This is a genomic window from Enterovibrio sp. FF113 (assembly GCF_041439165.1).
Classification (GTDB): Bacteria; Pseudomonadota; Gammaproteobacteria; order Enterobacterales; family Vibrionaceae; genus Enterovibrio; species Enterovibrio norvegicus_A.
This window is the reverse complement of record NZ_JBGONO010000003.1, coordinates 170653-188697: the sequence shown is the minus strand read 5'-3', so window position 1 is coordinate 188697 and position 18045 is coordinate 170653. Positions and strand designations below refer to the sequence as shown.

Here is an 18045-nt window from a genome sequence, read left to right as displayed (position 1 = left end):
TTATGGCGAAGATCCTTATTATTGGCGGCGTTGCAGGTGGAGCCTCAGCCGCGGCACGTGCCCGTCGATTGAGTGAAAGTGCTGAGATCATTATGTTTGAGCGCGGCCCCTTTGTGTCGTTTGCGAACTGTGGTTTGCCATATCATATTGGCGGAGACATTAAAGACCGAGCCAAGCTTCTTCTGCAAACCCCTGAAAGTTTCCTATCGCGATTCAACGTGGATGTCCGCGTGATGAACGAAGTCATCAGTATTCAACGTGAAGCTAAAACCGTTACTGTTAAAAATTTGCTCGACGACACTGAGTACACGGAAAGTTATGACTTCTTGCTTCTCAGTCCCGGCGCGAGCCCTGTTGTACCGCCTATTCCCGGTATTGATAACCCGCTTACTTTCTCGCTTCGCAATATTCCAGACATGGACAAGATCCTTACTTCTATCAAACACAATCAACCTAAACATGCGACGGTGATTGGTGGTGGCTTCATTGGCTTAGAGATGATGGAGGCGTTTCATCAATTAGGCATTGAAACTGCATTGGTAGAAATGGCTGATCAGGTCATGACGCCAGTAGACAAAGAAATGGCAGGATTTGTTCATCAAGAAATTCGCGCAAAAGATATTGATTTGCGTTTGGGGGTTGCGTTGCAATCGGCAGAGTTTCAGGCAGCAGCAGATGACGCAGAACGTGGCGCACTCACACTGCAATTGAGTAACGGTGAGAGCTTGAACACCGAGTTATTGATCATGGCGATTGGCGTTCGCCCTGAAACCACATTGGCACGCGCCACGGGACTAAGAATTGGCGAGCTTGGCGGCATTTGGGTGAATGATGAAATGCAAACCAGCGATCCGTTTATCTATGCCGTGGGTGACGCCATCGAAGAAAAAGACTTTTTGACAGGTAAGCAAACCGTGGTGCCACTTGCTGGCCCAGCAAACCGTCAAGGACGCATGGCGGCAGACAACATGTTAGGCGCACACGAAACCTACAAAGGCACGCAAGGTACGGCGATTTGTAAAGTGTTTGATTTGGCTGTCGCTTCAACCGGTAAGAATGAGAAGCAACTCAGGCGTGATGAAATGGCGTATGAGAAAGTCTATGTGCACACAGCCAGCCATGCGAGCTATTATCCGGGTGCGGAAGTGGTATCACTGAAACTGCTGTTCTCGCCAGAATCGGGCAAAATTCTGGGTGCGCAAGCTATTGGTAAAGATGGCGTTGATAAACGCATTGATATCTTGGCGGTTGCACAGCGCGCGGGTATGACCGTTGAACAGCTACAACATGTAGAGCTGACGTATGCCCCCCCTTATGGCAGCGCGAAAGATGTGATTAATCAGGCGGCGTTTGTGGCAACCAACGTGATGAAAGGCGACGTTAATGGCATTCATTATGACGCGTTGACGAATTTAACCGCCGACCAAGTTCTGTTAGATGTGCGTAATCCGGGTGAGCTGGAGTCGGTCGGTACATTCCCCGGCGCTATTAATATCCCCGTTGATCAACTTCGCGGGCGTATGAATGAACTGCCGAAAGACAAAGAAATCATTGTGGCGTGTCAGGTGGGCTTGCGCGGAAACGTGGCCTATCGCCAATTGGCGAACAGTGGCTTTATAGTGAAAAACCTCATTGGTGGGTATCGCACGTGGAAAACGTCTCAATGCTAACGTCTCAATGCTAACGTTTCAATATTACGCCTCATGGCGGATGACATCGCGCTAATTGACCCCTGAAAAATGATTCACCATGCCGCCCTTTGATTGGGCGGTATTTTTTTGCAAAGTCCCATTTCCTGACACTTATCCCTTCTCAACATCAGTCATGCTGAAAGCTGTTAGACGGCTTTATTAAGGGAACATTATGAAACATGCACTGCTCTCATCGCTATTGCTTGTAACCGCTTCGCTTCTGCCTTCATCGTTACTCGCGGCTACGCCTTCTGCTGCCGGTGCAGATGTGTATTTTGTGCAACCCAAAGATGGTGAAACTGTACCTGAGACCTTCAAAGTGGTGTTTGGGTTAAAAGGCATGGATGTCGCACCAGCGGGTGATAATCAACCCAACTCGGGTCACCATCACCTGCTGATTGATGTCGATTCGCTGGTGGATTTTGCCTTACCGCTACCCGCCAATGATAATGTGAAGCACTTTGGGGGAGGGCAAACTGAAACCCTGCTGACATTGCCTAAAGGTAAGCACACACTACAATTGTTGCTGGCGGATTTTGTGCATATCCCCCATGACAAACCCGTTCTCTCTCAAAAAATCACCATTAATGTTCAGTAACCTAAATTAAGTCATCTCAATGACCTGCTAGCGTCAATTGTGTACGCATGAAAAGGCCGTTTCCGGCTCGCTTTTTCGCGAAGGGAAACGGCGTTTTTTGTGATGAATCAAATGTATGAATGACCGCCTTTGGGGTTACTGGCCTCTACCACATACCATCACGACAATAGTACGAACCATGATGTAGCAATCCATCTTGAACCACGTTATTGGTGATGAAAGCGCCAATGCATAAGAGTGGTCGTATCCCACTTTAGATCGCACATCGTCAATACAAGTGTCGTAGCCTTGATTAACTTGCGCTAGACCCGTGATACCTGGTGTTACGCCGTATGTACGCTCTGCAAAGTAAGGGATAGCGTTTTCCAGCTTTTGGTAGAAACCTGGACGTTCAGGGCGTGGGCCGATCAGTGACATATCACCTACGAGTACATTGATAAATTGTGGGATTTCATCCAAGCGTGTTTTTCTTAGAAAACGACCAATGCGTGTGACACGAGGGTCCGTTTTGGTCGCCCATGTTGCACCAGAAACGCTTTCGGCATCGGTACGCATGGTGCGGAACTTCAGCATTTCAAAAATCAGACTTCTGTCAGGTAACGCACGACCGATACGCATTTGGCTAAAGAATACCGGACCACGGCTGTCGATCTTGATAGCAAGCGCAATCAGAGGAAACAGCGGAAGGGTTAGCCCCAGTCCAATTAAAGCAAAGAAAATGTCGAATCCACGTTTTGCTTTCGCTGTGATGGGGTTGATGTCGCTGTTCACGTTCGCGTTCAAATTCATGATGAGATTCATTTTGATGCTTCCTTGTGAGTATTCTTCGACACCTCAGAGATGCGGGTCCATTTCCCTGTCTCTAAGCCTGTGATGTAACGTAACGTACCGATGAAATTGGCGGTGTGTCCTGTAACCAAATACACCAGCGATTTCGCGATACTGCCTTTGGGCTGATAGCCCGAAAGGTGCCAAAAACCCACCGCAAGATAGATGAAGATTTGACCGAGCACCGCAAGGGCAAAGAACCCATTTGATGGTGCAAGCAGTGCGCTACCCAACAAAGCGGTTAGCATGAAAAAGGGCATCAATACTCGCAAACCTTTTCCTGATGCGAACGTGAAGGCGATGCCACCACGCGCAGGGTTGAGTAAACGAAAAAGACGCAGAAGTTGTTGGCAGTTCCCCGCGCCAATACGGAGGCGGCGGCGAAAATCTTGATGTGCATTGGTTGGCTCAAGCTCTACGGCTTGAATCGCATCGTGGACATCAGCACGAAAGCCTTTTTCCACGATTTGCATTGGCAACACGAAATCATCATTGATGGTGTCTTGCGCTAATGGTGTAAACAGATGGCCTCGAATGAAATACAACGCGCCATGTGCACCAAGCGATGAACCCAGTTGAGCTTCATTGCTCTGGATTTTGCTTTGATAATCCCAGTATTTTTGCTCTCCTTCGGCGGGGTTAAGCAAGCAGTAACGGCTGTTCAACACACCGACTGTTGGGTCTTGAAAATGGCGAGCCGCGATGTAGAACGCATCGATAGAAATCAGCGCCGAGATATCACTGAACGCCACAATGTCCGATTTGATTTGCGGCATGGTGGTATTGATCACCGCGACTTTTCCTGCGTTCTCTGTATATTCAATCACCGTGACATTAAGGTGAGCACACAGCGCCTCCGCGGCAGTTTGGCGGGCGATGTTTGCGGTATCGTCACTGCATCCATCACAGGCCAATATCACCTGTAACTTGTTGCTTGGGTAATCCAGTGCTGCGAGGTTACGGATCTTGTCTGCGATCCAGTTTGCTTCGTTGTAAGCTGGCATCAGGACACTAATGGTCGGCAAGTCGCTATCTGCAACACTTTCACGGTAGCCTCGAGCAGGCGTTCCTTCGTGTGTATTTTCTTCGTTAGAAGAAGGACGGCGCACCAGCAGTTTTAGCAGTAGGGGATAGCCGAGGTGATGGTATATCACCAAAAATATGCTGATGGCCGTAAGCCAGAAAATCAGTTGATGTGTCATGTTATAGACCCTCTGCGAGAGAATCGTAGGCATGTGCCATGGTGCGTACGTCTGCGTGTTTCGAGATAAATGCGCGTGGGTTTGATGATTTGACGCCATGAATTCGGGTGATGATTTTTTCCGCCATATCATTTGCGTCACCGGCTTTGAGTATCAGCCCTGATTCGGGGCACAGTGTTTCTACTGCACCGCCAACGTTGGTCACGGCAGTCGGAATACCACAGGCTTGGGCTTCCAATGGGGCAAGCGGAAACCCTTCATTGAAAGACGGCAGGCAAAATAAATCGAGTGATTGGTAGAACTGCGGCATGTTTTCGACATGACCGAGAAAGTGAATGCGATCGCTCAGGTTCAAGGATTTGGCCTTATCTTTTAACTGCATTTCCATTGAGCCAGAACCTGCAATGGCGAGGTGAATGTGGCTAGGTAACTCGGCCATGGCGGAAATCAACACGCCGTGTCCTTTAACTTCCTCAAGACGTCCGCTTGCTCCTACCATTTTTACGTGGGTGGGCAGTTGCATCGCAACGCGTGCAGCAGTTTTTTCACCTGGTACATATTTCGCCGTATCTACCCCATTTTTGATCACGCGAATGTCATTCATGCCTGATATTGAAGAGAGGGCGTGGGCAACTACATCAGCATCGGCAACGCGAATAGGGTTACCAAATATAGAAACGATACGATGCAGCATTTGGTGGCGCTTGTTGCTGTAATGCCAAGCATCATGCTCGGTATGAACATGAGGGATACGGCTAAGAAAAGCGGCGAGGCCGCCGTAAAAATACGGACCAATGTGGTGAGTGTGGATAAGGTCTGCATTTAACGATGTGAGCAGGCGCTTGAGTGAGACCACTGTTGATGGCGTGAACCCCGGTGCTTTATTCATGAACACCAACTGATTATCAAACTCGCGAAGACGAGGCCATGCTGCAAGGGCGGATGTTGCATCACCTTCAAGGCTGACAATCTTCATTGCGTGACCGTGATGAGAGAACTTCATCAGCTCTAACGCCATCACTTCTAATCCGCCTGGTCTGAGATGTTGCACTACCTGAACAATGGTCTTCATGACAACCTCGAGTAAAAAAACGAACAACTGAGAGTGTTATTGCAGAAGACGTGCCACTTTTTTTGGTGAGTATAATGTGTTGATTAAAAACGAACTAAGCCGGAAAAAAATTCTCCGGCTTAGTGTTTTCTCATTCTGAGAGTCGCCTTGACTGTCACTGAGCGAGTTGAATAATCTGTTGGCGCCATGTTTCCATTTGTTGAGGTGTGACTTTTAGCATGGCTTCCCATGTATCCGGCACATCACGTTTCAATTGAGTCAGAAGACGTTTGGCGTCAGGGTTCGTTTGGGCTTTATTCTGCAGCCATAACACCCAGCGATAATCCGTAATACCTTCCATGATGTCGTAGAGCGTGATGTTGATATCAGGTTCTTCAGGACAAGGTTCCTTTGATGGGTAGAGAAACTGCACATCATATTCTCGTCCGTCAGTGGGGTCGAACGGATCGGCGGTTGGCATTCGCCCATGCCATTTGAGAAAGCCGTCAGCGTCCGACTGCCAAAGGTAGAAGCCTGCGGCAGCACGTGGGTTGGGTAAGTTATACAACCACACCTTGCGTTCATCCCGTTGCGCTTGCTGTATTTCGTTTTTGTCCACGCCATAGCCGTCGTTTATCAAAATCAAATCGAACATGGAGAGGTATTCTCTGTCTTTGTCATGGTTTAAATGTCCGGCTAATTTTGCGGACGGGGCAAAGATAGAAAACTGACGATGCATGTCTTTAAATAAATCAACATTACCAGGGTTGCTCGGTTCATCGGCGATTGACCAATACGGCGTGCTTTGCAGACGTTGTTGGTGTTGCTGTTCAATATTCGCTACCACATTGGCTGCATTTCCTGCTCCGAGTGATTGTGTCAGCCGTTTCGCGGGTGTGTAGGCCATGGATTCACGAAAACCCATTTTATTCAGTGTGATAGACATGTCCTCGAACGCTTGAAGTGCCTCGGTGTTTTGTGGCGTGGGGTAAGGCGGTGAGATCCCCGTGAGTCCCAATGTTCTCAAAAAGGTGAGATCACACAACGTGGCTTGATGGCTTATGGCGGCGAGTTCCTTAAACCATCCAAAGTGCACCGACGGTTCAAGATAAATACCAACAGGTTTGGTCATATCAGGCAAAGACGCATTGACCACGTTAATGGAAAACGGTGCCTTTAGGCTTTTACCTTGCATCATCACAAACAGTTCTCCGTGATAAATACCGGGTGGTGTTGCGGTGGGTACATCGACACGAATAACCATGCGGCGCGGCATTGCAACGCCCTCGTTTTCTGGCATTAAGCCATAACGTAAAAAGTCATCATTTGCCTCTAACAGTGTTGAAGAGAGATGCGTCCGCGTTAATTGCCACTGACTCCAGTGCCAATTGGCGGGAATGGAAACACCATTCAACACGGGTTGGCGCAGCATCACCATGGGTGCGCCGGGAATATTGCCTTGTTCAAACGCAAATTGAAGCACAGCAGATGTACCCGGTGCGACGTTGGTTTCTGTGGTATTGGTTTGTAGGCGAGGTTGTCCGGTTGGCCATTTCTTCCAATTTGCGATGGGCCAATTCTTCTCCCACCATACTTTGCGTTGGCGTGTGAGCATGTCCAAAATCAGCGGGTTACTCTGTGGGACAGCCAGAATGCCACTCATAAACTGGGCATCGGTTGTTTTGCCACTTAACCGCAAGATCACGGGATTGCCATCACTGGAAATGTTGAAAGTGACACGGTCACTTTTACGTTCGCCATAATGTGTCCAACTGCTGCTATTGGGCGAAATATCTACATTGCGCCGGCCAAGGTAGACGTTTTCAATCCATTCAGTCGGTGACATGTTTTGAGTGAATACAGGCTCGCCGTTGGCAGTAATCTTGCGCTGAAGTGGATGGGGAAGGTATTCCCACTCGCCGGCATCGCGAAGCCAAAGGGTGATTTGCCAATTTCCTGCGGGCAGAGGGAGTGCTGCGGATTCGATACCACGTATACCATCAATGGTCAGGGCATCAGCAGCTTGTGCGCGGGCACCTCGATCAATGGCGTTGAGCCCCGGTCCCGTCAACAACCCTGACTTGATGGTGAGTGGTTGAAAGCCCGGCCATATTGCGCTGCCTACTGGGCCAAGGTCCCACGCATACACATTCTCCCCAAGTGGTTTTGGTGTTTCAATTCGTGCATTGGACAGAGCGAAACCGCGCTCACTGTTGCCAGAAAATACGATGATTTGCTGCAGTTTGTTGAGATCCAATTGGCGGCCGCTGGGGGTACGCAAGCTGGCAAACGGGATCTGCAATTCAAAACTACCTTGTGGGATCACACGCTCGATGTTGGCGCGATCTGAGTATCCAGGGTTCTTGGTGTCATCTGCACGTATGACGATAATGACATCGGAAGCGGTCAGGTTATTCCCGGAGATCAACAACATGCTGGTTTGCGATATGTCGATTAACTCGGTTTTATCGAGTCTTAAATCGGCAAGTGCTGGCGTGCAAAGCATCAGTGTTAGCGACAGTAGCCAATGTTTCATGAATTTATCCTCTTCAACTTCAACCTCAATCCAATCTCAATTAATTCACGTCAATGATTCTTCCGCCGCCGTTACCGCCGTTAGGTGGTGCGCTAGGCCCTGAAGGAAGAGGAGGAAACTCTGAGGTCATTTTAGGAACACGGGTCAGAACGGGAGTACCTGTGATGGCTTCCAAGGTTGAAATACGGCGAATAGTGGTATCGGTCAGCTCAAGGAGAACGGCCATGCCGCAACCGAGGAAAAAGCCGCCAATCAATCCTGCAATCGTAAAAATAATCAAAGGAAGGTTGCTGGGTATGCCCGGCGAATAAGGGCGATCGATGATTTTGATGCGCTTGTCTTGCTCGAACACACCGAGGGAGCTGGTCAGGCGCGCCATTTCGTGACGTTCTAGTAATTCTTGGAATAGCTGACGTTTCACGTCAAGGTCGCGTTCAAGCTTACGGATCTTCTGCTCTTTTTCGCCAGATTGGCTGGTTTTGTTTTCCAGTGTGAGGATCATCTTGCGCAAGCTGACGGTTTCTTCATCGAGTGTTTCGACTTTGCTTCGCGCCAGTTGAAGATTCTCTAGTTGTGAAATCAACAGAGGCTGAGATTCGGTACTTGAATTAATGGCTGCGCTGCTGGCCATGTCCCACAGTTTGTCGGTATCAACGGGCTGTTGGTTGGAAGCTAGAAGCTGAGTGCGTTGCTCTTCTAAACGACGTAACGTCCTCAACGCCCCCTGCACCAAGCTGTGTTGATCGGTATAGCGTGATTTGAACATGGCAAGTTCACTGCGATGCTTCACGATTTGATCTTCAATGCGACCCACAACGGGGTTGGTGCTGGAAAGCTGATGATCAAGCCCGCCTAGACTTCTTTTCGCACCCGCCATCTCGGCTTCCTTCTCAGACAATCGCTGTTTCAGTGTCTCGATACGCGCGTAATTGGCGAGCTGTAACTCAGGCAGACCATCAGCATGTTTACTGCGAAAATCTGACAATGCGGCTTCTGCTTTATCGAGTTCTATGCGGCGAAAATCGATGTGTTCGGAAAGAAAGTCGCTGGAGTCTTTCATCGACGAGCGCTCAGGTGCCAGCAATTCTTCGATGACATGGTCGCTAACAATCTGCAACGTCTCTTTCATCCCTTCGGGGGTATTAGAGCGGAACTCAATGCGGATCACGTCTTTGCCTATGGTCGACATGTTGAGGCCGCCAGAGAGCTGGGCAATGGTTTCGTCTATTTTTACGGGAGAGGAATCTTCTTCAATTAACCCGCGTTCCAGCGCCACTTTACCCAAGATATGGCGACTGTGAAGCAGAGTTTGCAAGCCACTGAAGCGCTCTTTCATCTGTGAAGAAACGGACAAGTCTTCGAGAAAGGGGTTCATCTTAGACGTTTCTTGGATCAGCATGGTGGTGTGTGAGTTGTATTTCTTAGGCGTTAGCATGCCAATGGCCGTGCCCATTAACGGAAAGATGATGATGGGCATGATGATCACATAGCGACGACGCCATGCACCATCAAGCAAAATGAGCAACTTATACGTTAACGTATTCATAAAGCATCCAACCATGTGGCAAGCTTTTCAGCCCGCGCATCCCAAGTGTGCGCGCTAACCGCAGTTTGCTGGTGAGCATTGGGTGCTTGCTCGGCCGCATTACGAAGCGCTTTGGCCATTTCTTCGGCGTTCTGTACCACTGAGACAAAGGTGCGATATTCATTCACTGCAGGAAAGGGCGTGCTGATGACAGGCCTTCCCGCAGCGAGATATTCTCGAAGCTTCAGTGGATTACATGCTTTGATTTGGTCGTTATTAGTAAAAGGTAGCAGACTGGCTGACCAATGCTGACTGTAGCCAGGTAGCTCATGGTGAGATTTAGGGCCGAGTAGGGTGACATTGTCGTGTTGCTTGAGCGCCAATGCGGCCTCGCAAGGTTTGCCGATAAATACGAAATCCCAATCGGGAAGAAGCGTGATGGTTTTTGCGAGCATCTTGTAGTCGAGCCATTCTGATAATGAGCCATAAAAACCCGCAATAGGACGGCCATTATTCGGTAAATCTTCGGCGCGAGGACAAAGGGTAGAAAATAGGGAATAGTCGACACCGTGTGGCAGTAAGCGAGTGCATTTATCAGAAAAGCGCGTGAAGAGCGTTTCACTCGCGGTCAGGATAAGATCGGCTTTTTCTACCAACTCCTGTTCGCGTTGAGCCACGGTGTGGTGATCAACCCCTGCCAATGAAGAAAAATCATCACCGCAGTAATACACCAATGACGAAGTACCGAGTTGGTCGGAAACGTCAACAGCGGTAGGAAGTGACGTCCACAAGATAGGATTGTGCAGATTTGCTTGCGCAATGATGGGTGCAAGCTGATTGCGCAGCATACCCGCCGCCAGTTTGCGTCCCAGCATCGTGCGTGGTGCAGGCAATGTCGAAGGGTTCACAACGGTGAGGCTCTGCGGCGTCGCACAGGTTTTTGATGCTCCCTTGTTGCTGACTGAGCGGGTTGTGAGTTTCTGCCAGGCACGTTTGCAATCATTAACCGTCAATGTTGGACGACGCAAACCAATGGAATTGACCCAAACAATTTTGCGATCTTGTGACAGGCGGCGGATCAAATGTTGTGTACTGGAGGGTAAACCGCCCCAGTCTTCGCCAAAAACAATCAGGTCGCGTTTCATTGGGTCATCTCCTCGACAGTGAGATTGCGAAGCACTTTAGCCGGGATACCGCCAGCAACGACGTTTGGGGGAAGATCAGACGTGACGACACTGCCTGCTGCGACAATGGTGCCATGCCCGATGGTGACACCTGCCATGACAGACACGCCAGTGGCGAGCCAAACATCGGGTTCAAGAATGATGTCGCCGACTTGGCTGTCTAATTCTGGCATGCCAGCAGCGCGATCTTGTGCGTTGATCGGGTGGCCGGGATAGCCCGCAAGAAACGCCCGTCCTGCAATGCGAACGTTGTCACCGATTACCACTTTTCGGCCGACTGCAATGGTGGTTTGCCAGCCGATATCGATGTTATCGCCAATTAACAGCTGAGGTTGTTCGTTGCTGCAGGTGCGACCTGAAAACGTGGTCTGTCCGGAGACGCGACAATCATCACCCATGGAAATGGAAAGAGGGCCACTGACTAACGGCATGCCGCCATAGAGATAAAAGTTTTTGCCTACGTGATGCAGGCGACCTTTAAACACGGGCGTCCACCATATTGTGCGTGTCATGTTTTCCCATAGCCCTTGAGTTAATCGGGTTAGCTGATACAGCGGAACAACAATCAGTTTTGGCGCGGGAATGCTCATGTGGAGGCAGGCTTTTAGGGTACGAAATAGGCCGCGAGCCACAGGGCTGGGGCTGTGCTTTAACCAATGTCGCGTCGCTTGTATGTTCATCGCCTTTCTCCTTGCTATTCCGGTACCAGTGACCGTCTAACAAGTGATAAAGCACGAAGCGAGCCAACTTATTTTATTTCTACTTATCAGAGAGATAGGGGGTATTCGATAAGGGCGGGGGGCACGTTTTTCATTTTGACATTCAAATAGACAAAAGCACGCGTTAAAGAAACCGCTGACTGCGATGATTGCAGTCAGCCGTTGTGAGTGCTAGGCACATCTCGTTGTCGAATGCGCCTATACGGTTTGTCCGGCAAAACGTTTGAATGACAATTTCGGCAGTAACCCAAGTTTTTGGCTTGCCAACATCAAGCTAAGTGGTGCCAGCGCGAGCAATATGATTCGGGTAACCGGTGACCAGTCGAGATGTGATACTGCTAACCAACCAAAACACAAAATGCCAAGTAGGATGAGTGAATATATTGGGTAAGGCAGGTGATATAGCGATTGGCTAACAACAAAAAACAGAACAAAGCGCAGACACTGTGTGAAGGCCAACGCCATCAGTACACCAAACACGCCGTATTCGTGACCCCACCACCATAGCGTTGTTATTGCAACGACAGCCGCTACCGCATTGATCCCCATTTGCGCATAAGTGGTGTCACCTGCAAAGCTGCCAAGGTTGACCAGTTCAGCCATTTCTTTGAACAAAGCTGCTGCTACCAAGAATGCGATAAATTGTGCGGCTAAAATGTAGCTTTCTGGCAGTAGCCAAGTAATGGCGAGTGGCGCGACAAAGGCGACGCTAACGGCAATCAACATCACCGCGACTAAACCGTAGCAAGTAAATTGTGTGGCTTTCTTTCTGCCATCGATGCCGTAGAGAACATCAAAGCGTTTAGGCATCCACCACATCCCAAAAGGTTGTAGCAATAACACCACGGCCAAACCAAACTTGGCGGCCACACCAAATTGCGCCAGTTCCTCTAATGAACTCACGTCTGCGAGCACCCAGCGGTCAAGGCCGTTGAGTGTAAAAGCCATGATGCCGCTTGCCATAATCGGCATGCTATAAACTAACGATTGTCCCGTTACCGAGCGTGAGAATGAAAACCCCGTTTCTTTTAATTGCACAATGGTCAGGATCACGGCTTGCGTTATTGCAGCAATAACGCCCGCTTCCAGCACCCCATCAATGCCTCTGCCATTAAGCAGCATCACTATGGTTAACCCCGCATGCAAAAAGGCGCGGCCTACGGCAACAGAGAAAAACGCGACGGCGCGGTTTTGCATTCTTAGCCAGCCTAATGGCACGGCGATGCAGCCTTCCAATGCCAGCATGAGTAACACCAAGCGCAATTGATAGGTTGTCAGTCCGCCCGGCAAATAGCTGTCGAGCATGGCAGCACCGACCCAACCTAGTGGAATCATTACGGCACAGACCATCAGTGTTAGAGTGAATATTCGAGCCGCCATGGTAATGCGTTCGCGTTGGGTTTTACTGCCACCCACAAAGCGATATAACGCATCTTCAAGCCCTAAACCCACAAGGATACTGCCAAGCGCTGCGATACTGCTGATAATTTCCAGTAGTCCAAATTCTGCTTGTGGCAGTTGGTGAGTGATAAAGGGCAACATCAGCAATGAAATCCCTTTCATCAATGCGATGCTGCTGCCGTAGAGCAGGGTTTGTTTCATGACGGGCGACAACGATTTCATCCTTGTACCTCATTGCGGCTCAATGACGAAAAACGCGATCCTGAGTTGGGCACTAATGCCTCACAGATATCAGAAAAACAATACTCAGCGCGATATTGCTGCGAGACGATATTGGCCGCTTTGCCGATGCACTGAAGGGTTCGCATGTCACTTTGTGCATCGATGAGTGAGCCAGCCAGCGCGTTCACATCGTGCGGTGCATATTTCAAACAGTTCACACCGTGGGTTAATTGGGTATCCCAATAGGCGCCGTCTTCGGGAATGATCACGCACATTCCGGCCGCCATTGCTTCAAGAATGGAAAGTCCAAAGGGTTCTTTGGTGCTGGTGGACACGAAAATGTTGGCGCGAGCGCGAATACCATCGAGGTCATCGGGCGCTTCATACCAGAATACCTTGCTAACGCTTTGTGGCGCGTCACTAACTGTAAGCGTAGTTTGCTCGGGGCGAATAAAACAAATATGTGTTTCAGCACGCTGAGACGGGGGAACACTGCTCAATGCTTGTATCAAGGTGTCCAACCCTTTCCATTTCAACAGAGATGCTGCCCAGAAGACGACGGCATAGTCGTGTTGACACGGGCTTGGCCAAGCACTTTTCGGTAAGCCGTTATTAAACGTTTGAAAGTGCGGGTACGCAGACACATCGTCCGTGTTGCCTGTGGCTTTGAGCGCCGAACACAATGATTCACGGGTGGAATCAAGGTAAAACACATGGTTTGCACGCATCAGACATCGTCCAATGGTACGGGAGGTGGCGACAGGGCCATGAACCATTTGCACGATTCGGTAACTTAAAAAAGGTTTGGCTAGGTACAGCCCTAAATCCACACCAGGGCCGGAAGCGGCAAGGGCGGTATCGATAGTGCCGATAACCAATCGAAACCAAAGCAGTTGTGCGGCGATCAGCAAGTGGCGAGCAAAGTAGGCCAATCCTTGTTCAGCACTTTCTAATCTTGCGGGCATGAATAAGTGTCTAACGTAGGCTTGGGTTTGACGCCAACTTTTGGCATCTGCCGTCAGCACAGACACGCGAACTTCTTTATTTTCAAGCTGCGCCAGCACGTGCTTGGTGGATACCTTTGAGCCCCCTGCAAAAGCGATGGGGTCAAGGATCAGTATGTGTTTTAACTTGCTCATACTGCCACCTCGACTGGATGCGGCTTGCGGTAGTTTTTTACAAACGCAAATGATGCTTTAACCGGTGGAACAAATTGCCAATGACTCATCCATTTGGTAGTCATGGCAGGGTTGTTGAGCAAACCATTGTAGAGTGCTTCGAAAGCCGAGGTATGCGTCTTAATGGTGAAATTCGCGAGCACATGTTGATGACCTTGCACACCAAGTTGCAACCTTTGGTTTTGGTTCACAAACAAATGGTAGATGGCTTGAGCAAGCGCATGCGCATCCTCCGTTGGAACCAATAATCCTGTTTTTTGATGGCTGATAACACTGGGAATGCCGCCGACGCGCGGTGCAATAACGGGGAGACTTGCCAAGCCAGCTTCTGCCAAGGTTAAGCCAAATACTTCTTCGCGAGCACCTGAAATACAAAGGTCAGCGCCACCGCGCATCAAGCCAACCACGTTGTGTTTTTCACCCACGAGATGCACATAGTTGGTGAGATGCGCTTCAGCGATTTGTGCTTCGAGCGCTTTTCTCTCTGAACCTTCGCCAATCACAACTAAGTGAACGGGCAGACGCAGTTCACGCAGTTGCTTACAAGCTTCAATCAGCAGATCGACACCTTTACGATGTATCAGTGAGCAAATGCTCACCGCGACGAATGCATCGCTAGGAAGACCCAGCGATCGTCGGATGTCTTCAACGGGTTGTTTCAGTAAGGCTTCAGTGTCTATTCCGTTAGGAATAACCTGACAACGATCGGGAACGGCCCCATCGGTTAACAGTTGGTCAACCACAGGTTGGCTAACACCAACCGCCATGCTGGCATGATGCAGTCCGAGAGTAATGCGGTCTCTTAGCGGATAGCGAGAATGCAAATGCAGCACCAGAGGAAGCTTGCGAGCACGGGAGACCAAGTTTAACCACTGGGAAGGCGCGCCGCTGTTGGAATGGATCAGAGAGATCTGATGTTCGTCAACAATACGCAATCCTAGACTCACTAATCGGCTGAAACCGATCACGTCCCACTTGGGGGCGCGTTCACCGAGCAGCAGCGTAAAGTTGCTGACATAAACCGGGATATCAAGTGGGCGGACTTCATTGGCGAGTCGTTCGCTGTTACACCAAAGCACTGGCTCGAACAATGTTTTGTCGAGGTGCGTGATGAGGTCAATTAAGCAACGTTCACTGCCGCGGATCCAATCATCACCATAATGGACAAACAGCACTTTTTGAGGGGTAGGTAGAACCTGAGGTGTTAATGTCATTTTCCTTCCTCCAGGTTGTTAATATCAATTCGTGACTTACGGGAATCGTAAGAGTATTGACTTAAAACATTGCAATGATTGAGCCATGTTCCTATCCGACTGATTTACTGGGATTTAAAAGAAAACCGCGATGCATTGCACCGCGGTTGACTGGCTTTTTGTCATTTTGAGAATCACTGGTGAGATTACTTTGCCACGGCGGTATAAGCTTGGAGCAACTGCGGAACCACGGCCTCGGCGGAATAACGTTGTTCGATGGTTTTAATGGCTCGCATGCGCCATTGCGCACGTTGAACCGCATCACTGTTGCGCCACATATGAATGACATTGACCAGGCTTTCAAAATCCCCTTGCTTGATTAACCAACCATTTTGGTCATGTTGAATAAGCTTATCTAACGCACCTACATTAAAGGCTGCGACGGGGATCCCTCGAGCCATGGCTTCTAAAGCCGACATAGGCAGCCCCTCCGCTCGAGAAGGGATCACAAGCAGACCAATGTGAATCCAGACTTTGCGCATATCACTTTGCGCACCATGGAATGTGACGTTTTGTGGAGCTATCCTTTCTAGCTGTTTGCGCATTGGCCCATCACCATAGATATGGAAATCAAGATGAGGAAATCGTTTCGCGAGATGCACAAAACGTTCAGGTGCTTTCTCCTTACTCAAGCGCCCCACAAACGCGATTTGATCGCCATCTGATGGCGGTGTGTTGTGCGTGTTCACGAAGTTATTGGCAAGCTTGGCAGCGCAAGGCAAAGATTCCAGCACGGGTGTGCTCACGGCATAAACTTGATTTGCGAGAAAGGCGGTATGGCGATCGAACCAGTCATAAAGTTTGATTTTCCCTTCTTTGACTTCGCCACTGTGGAAAGTACTGGCACAGGTGATCCCCAATATTTTAGTGATAGGACGAACGAGAATGCCGGCTTTGTAACCATGGGTATGAATGACGTCAGGTTTACCTTTGCGAATGGCTTGCCATAAAGACATGAAGCGACCGTCAAGAACGTCGCAGTGTAAACCGCAATAAAGCAGGCGCTTGTGAACGGGATGTTCACCATAGCTATTGAGAAATACAACAGTGACATCGGTTCGGGCATTACTCAGTCCCAGCGCCAGTTGTTCGACATGAGATTCAATGCCGCCAAACCCTCGGCTGTCCAACACTAGCCAGATTTTCTTTTTGTTCGTTGTCATGCTGTCACCTTCATCCTAGATAAATAGTCCTACGCACAGCTACAGCAAAGATAGTGCCAATGCGTTAACTCATTGATTCAATTTTAATATTAAGGATTTTTTGGTCTAAATAGGGCATCTTGAGTAATCAAAATGACAATCGCTAATCAGCGATTGGTCAAACCGCATGTCAAATTGACGAAAGAAAGGACGGGGTTGGGAGAAAAAGTGAATAAATAGAAAAATCGCGGGGTCTATTACCTAAAGAAAATCGCTAATTTGCTTCGGAACAGTACTCGGCTGAAAGAGATAAAGCCCTTATTTTCCTTGGGATCAATACTTCATGGCCAGTGGTGAACGTGGCACTGTGTGCAATGGCAAACAAGAAACTTGGCAAAGCCTTTGCATTGCTCCTGACAGATTTCTCATAAAAGCACAGAGGCGAGCATGGCAAGTTATTTAGTTACTGGAGGCTGTGGCTTCATCGGTTCACATTTAGTCGAGTCGTTGCTGGCTGACGGTCATCATGTTCGAGTGATCGATGATCTTTCGACGGGGTCACGCGGGAACGTGCCTCGTCATTGTGAACTCCGCGTGGCCGACATTTGTCAACCGGGTGTCCTTGAAGACGCAATGAAGGAAATGGATGGTTGTTTTCATTTAGCGGCGATTGCCTCTGTCGAACGTTCTAATCAGCAGTGGGTCGAAACGCACGAAGTGAATCTAACGGGCAGTATTCGCGTGTTTGAGGCGGCAAGGGCGGTCAAAACGCCAGTCGTGTATGCGTCTTCGGCGGCTGTTTATGGTGATAATGCGGACATGCCTTTGTCAGAGCGAGCAGTGCTTCGCCCATTGACCGCCTATGGCGCCGATAAGTTAGGGTCTGAATTACATGCGCGTGTTGCGTCGATGGTACATGGTGTGCCAACAACGGGGTTGCGATTCTTTAACGTATTTGGACCTCGCCAAGATCCAAAATCGCCCTATTCTGGTGTGATCTCGATTTTCGCTGACAAAGTGATGGATGCAGAGCCACTCACCATTTTTGGTGACGGAGAGCAAACTCGGGACTTTATCTATGTGACAGACGTCGTGCGTTTCTTACGCGCAGCCATGAAAGAAGTGTCTGTAACACCTGAAGTGTTTAATGTATGCCGAGGGGACGCCCTGTCGGTCAATCAATTGGCCACAATATTGATGTCACTAACAGGCACGACCGTTGATATGGAATACGTCCCAGCGCGTCGGGGTGATATCCGTACGTCCATCGGTAGCCCGGCAAGAGGGGCGAAAGAATTGACAGTGGTTGCTCAAACCTCTGTCACACAGGGACTGCGTGAACTCCTGAGTTATCTGGCCAATGGCAATCATACTCAGCGGTCGGTTGGCTAATCAGTGCCGTGTTTAAGGGAATACCCCGACAAGGTAATCATCCCGCTATATTTCCCCAGACTTAACCGACCATAAACATAAAAAAACGCCGCGACGAAGCGGCGTTTTCTACTTTTCTGTGTG

At 49.3% G+C, this 18045-nt stretch carries 14 protein-coding genes; 3 read left to right on the top strand and 11 right to left on the bottom strand.

Translation table 11 applies throughout. The annotated features are described in order from the left end of the window. Positions 1 to 2 precede the first annotated feature (2 nt). On the top strand, positions 3 to 1670 hold the full coding sequence (locus tag ACED36_RS03780) for an FAD-dependent oxidoreductase (protein WP_371732829.1): 1668 nt from the start codon (positions 3 to 5) through the stop codon (positions 1668 to 1670). A 193-nt stretch (positions 1671 to 1863) separates the two neighbouring features. Then, the gene (locus ACED36_RS03775; RefSeq protein WP_016959163.1) at positions 1864 to 2289 is read left to right on the top strand and encodes a DUF4399 domain-containing protein; all 426 of its coding nucleotides are present in this window, start codon (positions 1864 to 1866) and stop codon (positions 2287 to 2289) included. A gap of 135 nt (positions 2290 to 2424) precedes the next feature. On the opposite strand, the gene ACED36_RS03770 is transcribed toward ACED36_RS03775, so the two are convergent. From ACED36_RS03770 to ACED36_RS03720, 11 genes are all read right to left on the bottom strand, one after another. After that, positions 2425 to 3078, bottom strand: a complete 654-nt coding sequence (locus ACED36_RS03770) for a sugar transferase (RefSeq protein ID WP_198928791.1) — start codon at positions 3076 to 3078, stop codon at positions 2425 to 2427. Between the two features lie 8 nt (positions 3079 to 3086). Next, the gene (locus ACED36_RS03765; protein ID WP_371732828.1) at positions 3087 to 4319 is read right to left on the bottom strand and encodes a glycosyltransferase family 2 protein; all 1233 of its coding nucleotides are present in this window, start codon (positions 4317 to 4319) and stop codon (positions 3087 to 3089) included. A 1-nt stretch (position 4320) separates the two neighbouring features. Continuing rightward, positions 4321 to 5391, bottom strand: a complete 1071-nt coding sequence (locus tag ACED36_RS03760; RefSeq protein WP_371732827.1) for a glycosyltransferase — start codon at positions 5389 to 5391, stop codon at positions 4321 to 4323. A 154-nt stretch (positions 5392 to 5545) separates the two neighbouring features. Beyond that, a complete protein-coding gene (locus tag ACED36_RS03755) occupies positions 5546 to 7906 on the bottom strand; it encodes a hypothetical protein (RefSeq protein WP_371732826.1) in 2361 nt (786 codons plus the stop codon). A gap of 40 nt (positions 7907 to 7946) precedes the next feature. Further along, positions 7947 to 9452, bottom strand: coding sequence for a Wzz/FepE/Etk N-terminal domain-containing protein (locus ACED36_RS03750; RefSeq protein ID WP_017003836.1), 1506 nt, complete (start codon positions 9450 to 9452; stop codon positions 7947 to 7949). Continuing rightward, the gene (locus ACED36_RS03745) at positions 9449 to 10576 is read right to left on the bottom strand and encodes a glycosyltransferase (protein ID WP_371732825.1); all 1128 of its coding nucleotides are present in this window, start codon (positions 10574 to 10576) and stop codon (positions 9449 to 9451) included. The genes ACED36_RS03750 and ACED36_RS03745 overlap by 4 nt, the downstream gene beginning before the upstream one ends. Continuing rightward, entirely contained in the window at positions 10573 to 11295 is a 723-nt protein-coding gene (locus ACED36_RS03740; protein ID WP_016959170.1) for an acyltransferase, read from the bottom strand. The genes ACED36_RS03745 and ACED36_RS03740 overlap by 4 nt, the downstream gene beginning before the upstream one ends. 237 nt (positions 11296 to 11532) lie before the next feature. Further along, complete coding sequence (locus ACED36_RS03735) at positions 11533 to 12957, bottom strand: lipopolysaccharide biosynthesis protein (protein ID WP_016959171.1); 1425 nt, start codon at positions 12955 to 12957, stop codon at positions 11533 to 11535. Beyond that, positions 12954 to 14096 carry a glycosyltransferase family 4 protein gene (locus ACED36_RS03730; protein ID WP_016959172.1) on the bottom strand — a complete coding sequence of 381 codons (1143 nt, stop codon included), beginning with the start codon at positions 14094 to 14096 and terminating at the stop codon, positions 12954 to 12956. The genes ACED36_RS03735 and ACED36_RS03730 overlap by 4 nt, the downstream gene beginning before the upstream one ends. Beyond that, the gene (locus ACED36_RS03725; protein ID WP_016959173.1) at positions 14093 to 15349 is read right to left on the bottom strand and encodes a glycosyltransferase; all 1257 of its coding nucleotides are present in this window, start codon (positions 15347 to 15349) and stop codon (positions 14093 to 14095) included. Before ACED36_RS03725 ends, ACED36_RS03730 begins: the two co-directional genes overlap by 4 nt. A 185-nt stretch (positions 15350 to 15534) precedes the next feature. After that, complete coding sequence (locus ACED36_RS03720; protein WP_016959174.1) at positions 15535 to 16551, bottom strand: glycosyltransferase family 4 protein; 1017 nt, start codon at positions 16549 to 16551, stop codon at positions 15535 to 15537. 426 nt (positions 16552 to 16977) lie between these two features. Between ACED36_RS03720 and ACED36_RS03715 the strand changes: the two genes are divergently transcribed. Further along, positions 16978 to 17922, top strand: a complete 945-nt coding sequence (locus ACED36_RS03715) for an NAD-dependent epimerase/dehydratase family protein (RefSeq protein WP_016959175.1) — start codon at positions 16978 to 16980, stop codon at positions 17920 to 17922. Positions 17923 to 18045: the final 123 nt, after the last annotated feature.